Annotated in this window: 4 protein-coding genes; 1 reads left to right on the top strand and 3 read right to left on the bottom strand. The window is 65.2% G+C overall.

Features of this window, described 5'->3' with window-relative positions:
- On the bottom strand, positions 1-299 hold a 299-nt coding region (locus WBL05_RS03225; RefSeq protein ID WP_424223697.1), incomplete at its 3' end, for an OsmC family protein.
- Positions 300-515: 216 nt separating this feature from the next.
- On the opposite strand from WBL05_RS03225, the gene WBL05_RS03220 reads away from it, so the two are divergent.
- Positions 516-1,007, top strand: a complete 492-nt coding sequence (locus WBL05_RS03220; RefSeq protein WP_424223696.1) for a helix-turn-helix domain-containing protein — start codon at positions 516-518, stop codon at positions 1,005-1,007.
- Here the strand turns inward: WBL05_RS03220 and WBL05_RS03215 are convergent.
- Together WBL05_RS03215 and WBL05_RS03210 are read right to left on the bottom strand one after the other, a co-directional pair.
- Complete coding sequence (locus WBL05_RS03215; RefSeq protein WP_424223695.1) at positions 1,004-1,552, bottom strand: PIN domain-containing protein; 549 nt, start codon at positions 1,550-1,552, stop codon at positions 1,004-1,006. The genes WBL05_RS03220 and WBL05_RS03215 overlap by 4 nt on opposite strands.
- A 6-nt stretch (positions 1,553-1,558) precedes the next feature.
- A partial coding sequence (locus WBL05_RS03210) for a type I restriction endonuclease subunit R (protein WP_424223694.1) occupies positions 1,559-3,596 on the bottom strand: 2,038 nt, incomplete at its 5' end.

Here is a 3,596-nt window from a genome sequence, read left to right as displayed (position 1 = left end):
ATGTCGACCTTGGTGAACCGGGTGACCCGATCGATGCGATCGAGGACGCCGTGGACGTCCACCGTGAGGTCGGTCCACTCGAACTTGTTGACCCGTGCCACCGAGCGCCAGGTGAGTACCAGGCAGTTCGCGACCGCGCCGAGCAACATGGTCTCGGGCGACCAGTAACCGGCCGGGCCGTCGAACTCGGGCGGGGAGTGACCCTCGAGATCTGGCAGGTCGGGCGTCGAGATCGTGGTCGGGTCGTCGCCTGGCGGGGCGGTCGCAGAGACCCGGTAACTGTGCGGGAACTTCTCCATCGCAGTTCCTTTCGTGGCATGGGCTGCCTTGATTGTCCCCCGGGCCGGGCTCATCCGCGGCCGGATTGGGGTCAGAAAGTGCTGGTCTGGCCGATCGGACGCACCCAATCAGCGGGGGCTGCTGAACGGGTGCGCCCGGGACTTGGGCGGGGACCTCATGCTCGAATTCTCGCAGCAAGTATTGCGAATATTGCGAATGGATGAGACGCTGATGCCATGACCAGCGCAGCTCAAGACGCCGAGACGTTTGTGCCCGAGGGCCAAACGGAAGCTGAAGTGCTCGACTTCATTGAGGCTCTCAAGGCGCGCGGCCTGGACGCTCCTGAAGCCAGTGCACGCTTGGTTTCGAAGGACGGAACCGAGACCATAGACCTGCCCGACAAGGTGTTTCGAGCACTCAAGTTGGTTGCGGAGAACTTGGCCGAAGGCCGCGCGGTCACGGTGGCGCCCATCGAGACGCTGATGACCACGCAGGAAGCCGCAGAGTTTCTCGGGATGTCTCGCCCGTCGTTGATCAAGATCATCGAGCGGGGGGATCTGGCTTGCACGAAGGTGGGCCGCCATCGCCGGCTCCGGCTCGGCGACCTGCTGGAATACCAGCACCGACGTGCTGAGATCCGCCGCGAGGCCTTGGACGAAATGATCGATATCGCTCTGGCCAACGACCTATACGAAGCGACAGCAGAGTCGCCCGAGGGCGTCCGCTAGACCAGCCGAGCGATCACCGTGGCGGCTCTGGGGACGCCGGCCCGTGTTAGCACTCCAGCAAGTGCGGCTCTGTCATGCGGCGGTCGCCGGTTCTTCCGCAGCATGCTCTCTATCGCCTGCGCCGACCAGATCGGGTGCAGGTCGAGTAGATCGAGCAAGAAGTCATCGGGGTGGATCGCCTCGATCTCGTACGGCGCAAGTGATGACGGCGGAAAGTCCATCAAGTTGAAGGTCACAAGGGTGTTCGCTGGGCTGACCACGCAGGCTGCCAGAACGTGTCGGTCATCGGGATGGTTGGTCATGGTTTCCGCGAGGTGCTCATGCCCAACGACGAGCGCCTCGGGAAACGTCCTCTCCATGAGGACGCGGCGCCGATGCACAAGCTCGGGCCGTACCCCACGAGATGTAACCGCTCGCTCCATGGCGTCCAGGACTGCTTCCGACCAGAAGGGCGCGAAGCAGCCTCGTTCGGCCAGACTCAACAAAAGGTCACAGAGCGACTGCCCGAACAGGGTGCAGGTGTCGAGGAAGACCGGGAACGCCATCAGCTATTAGGCCTGCCGTCTGGGCCGGGCATCGGCCAGCAGTTCCATTTGTTCCAGGACCAGTTTCACAGCGCCGGGCTGCCTGTCCGGTGGGTACTTGTGTTTGCGGAGGAGCCGTTTCACTTCGGCGCGCAGGCGGGCCTGCACGTCCGGGCGGCGGGTCCAGTCGGTGCGCACGTCGCGTCGCATCACGTCCACCAGTTCGCGGGCGATCTGGGCCAGTTTGTCCTCGCCCTGCAGCAGGACGGCGGAGTCGTTCTGGCTGACTGCGTCGTAGAAGGCGAGTTCGTCGTGGCTCAATGGGGGGTCGAACCTGGTGCCGCGCTGGCCCTCGGTTGACACCTCGGAGACCAGGTTTGCCAGTTCGGCCAGTACTTCGGCCGCGGTCAACTGCTGGTTGGTGTACCGGTTCATCAGTTCTGCGATCCGATCGCTGAACGCGCGCTGGCGCACCACGTTGCCCGATGTGACCGACCGCACCTCCTGCAGCAGCAGGTCGCGGAGCGCCTCGATCGCCAGGTGCGGGTGATCGGCGCGCTGGAAGTCGGCGAGCATTTCTGGTGTCAGCGCCTGCAGGCTGGGGCGGGGGATGCCTGCTGCCTGGTAGATGTCGGTGATCGCGCCGGTGGCTGTTGCGTCGGCGACTGCGCCGCGCAGTACGCGCATGATCTCGTCGGGGATCGGCTCGCCGTTGGCCTCGCGCTCTTTCGCGTCGTACTTGGCCATCCAGGTGCGCACCTCTTCGTAGAAGCGCACCTCTGTCTTGAGTTCGGCCAGGGTTTGCGCACCCGAGGCGAGCGCCCAGATGCGGCCCAACTGGGCCGATAGCGTCCGGTACCGGTCGCCGAGTGTCAACTCGCCCTCGGCGACCTGGTTTCCGGGGGTGAGGGGTGAGCGCAGGTATTCCACTGCGCCGGCGACCGCCCTGCGGGCCCGCTGCGGGTCGTGCGATGACAGGATCGACTGCCAGTCGAATCCGGAAAGCAGGCTGCGCAGCGCCTCGACCAGTTGGACGCCGACTGCTGCGGCCTCGTCGGTGTCCTTGCCGACGGGCCGGGTGTTTTGGTCGTCGAGGGTGTATTCGGCCAGGGCGTCCCGCAGGTTGTCGGCCAGGGGGGCGTAGGCGACCATGAGGCCGTCCTGCTTGCCGCGGAAGGTGCGGTTCGCCCGGGCCAGCGTTTGCATCAGCAACGCCCCGCGCAGTGGCCGGTCGAGGTAGAGCGTGTGCAGTGGCGGGGCATCGAAACCGGTCAGCATCATGTCCTTGACGATGACCAGTTCGAGCGGGTCGTCGACTTCCTTGAGCCGGTTCTTGATCACCTTGTTCTCGGAATCGCGGCGCACGTGGTCGCGGATCGGCGGCACGTCTGAGGCGTTGCCTGAGTAGACGACCTTGACGACGCCCTTGTCGATGTCGTCGGAATGCCACTGTGGGCGGATCGCAACGATCTGCTCGTACAGGCGGGCACAGATTTCGCGGGTGGCGCAGACGATCAGGGCCTTGCCGTGCGGTTCGGCAGCGGCGTCCTGCTCGGTCGGCTGCAGGTATTCAGCCATGCGCTGGCGACGGTCCTCCCAGTGTTCGACGATGTCGCGGGCCAGCGCCTCAATGCGGGCCGGAGCACCGTATATGGAGTTGATGACCGCGACCGAGCGTTCGATGCGTTCGCGTTGGGCCAGGTCGAGGCCCTGGGTCTGCTCGTCGGCGACGCGATCAAGGTCGTCAGCGGTGACGTCCTCAGCCAGTTTGACCTGGATCAGCCGCGGCTCGAAGTAGACCGGCACGGTGGCGCCATCATCGACGGCCCGGGTGAGGTCGTAGATGTCGATGTAGTCACCGAACACCTCGCGGGTGTTGCGGTCGGTTTCGCTGATCGGTGTGCCTGTGAACGCGATCAGGGTGGCGTTGGGTAGCGCGTCGGCCAGGTGGCGGGCGTAGCCGTCCAGGTCGTCGTAGTGGCTGCGATGCGCCTCGTCGACGATGACGATCACATTGCGCCGATCGGTCAGCAGGGGATGCTCGTCGCCCGCGTCGCGTTCTGCC

The organism is Brooklawnia sp. (genome assembly GCF_049651565.1).
Taxonomy (GTDB): Bacteria; Actinomycetota; Actinomycetes; order Propionibacteriales; family Propionibacteriaceae; genus Brooklawnia.
Note: the sequence above shows the minus strand (reverse complement) of the source record. Positions and strands in the feature narration are given on the sequence as shown.

Bases quoted from the DNA above. Each gene is read 5' to 3' on its own strand.
- WBL05_RS03215 (WP_424223695.1), bottom strand. From the start codon at position 1,552: ATGGCGTTCCCGGTCTTCCTCGACACCTGCACCCTGTTCGGGCAGTCG.
- WBL05_RS03220 (WP_424223696.1), top strand. From the start codon at position 516: ATGACCAGCGCAGCTCAAGACGCCGAGACGTTTGTGCCCGAGGGCCAA.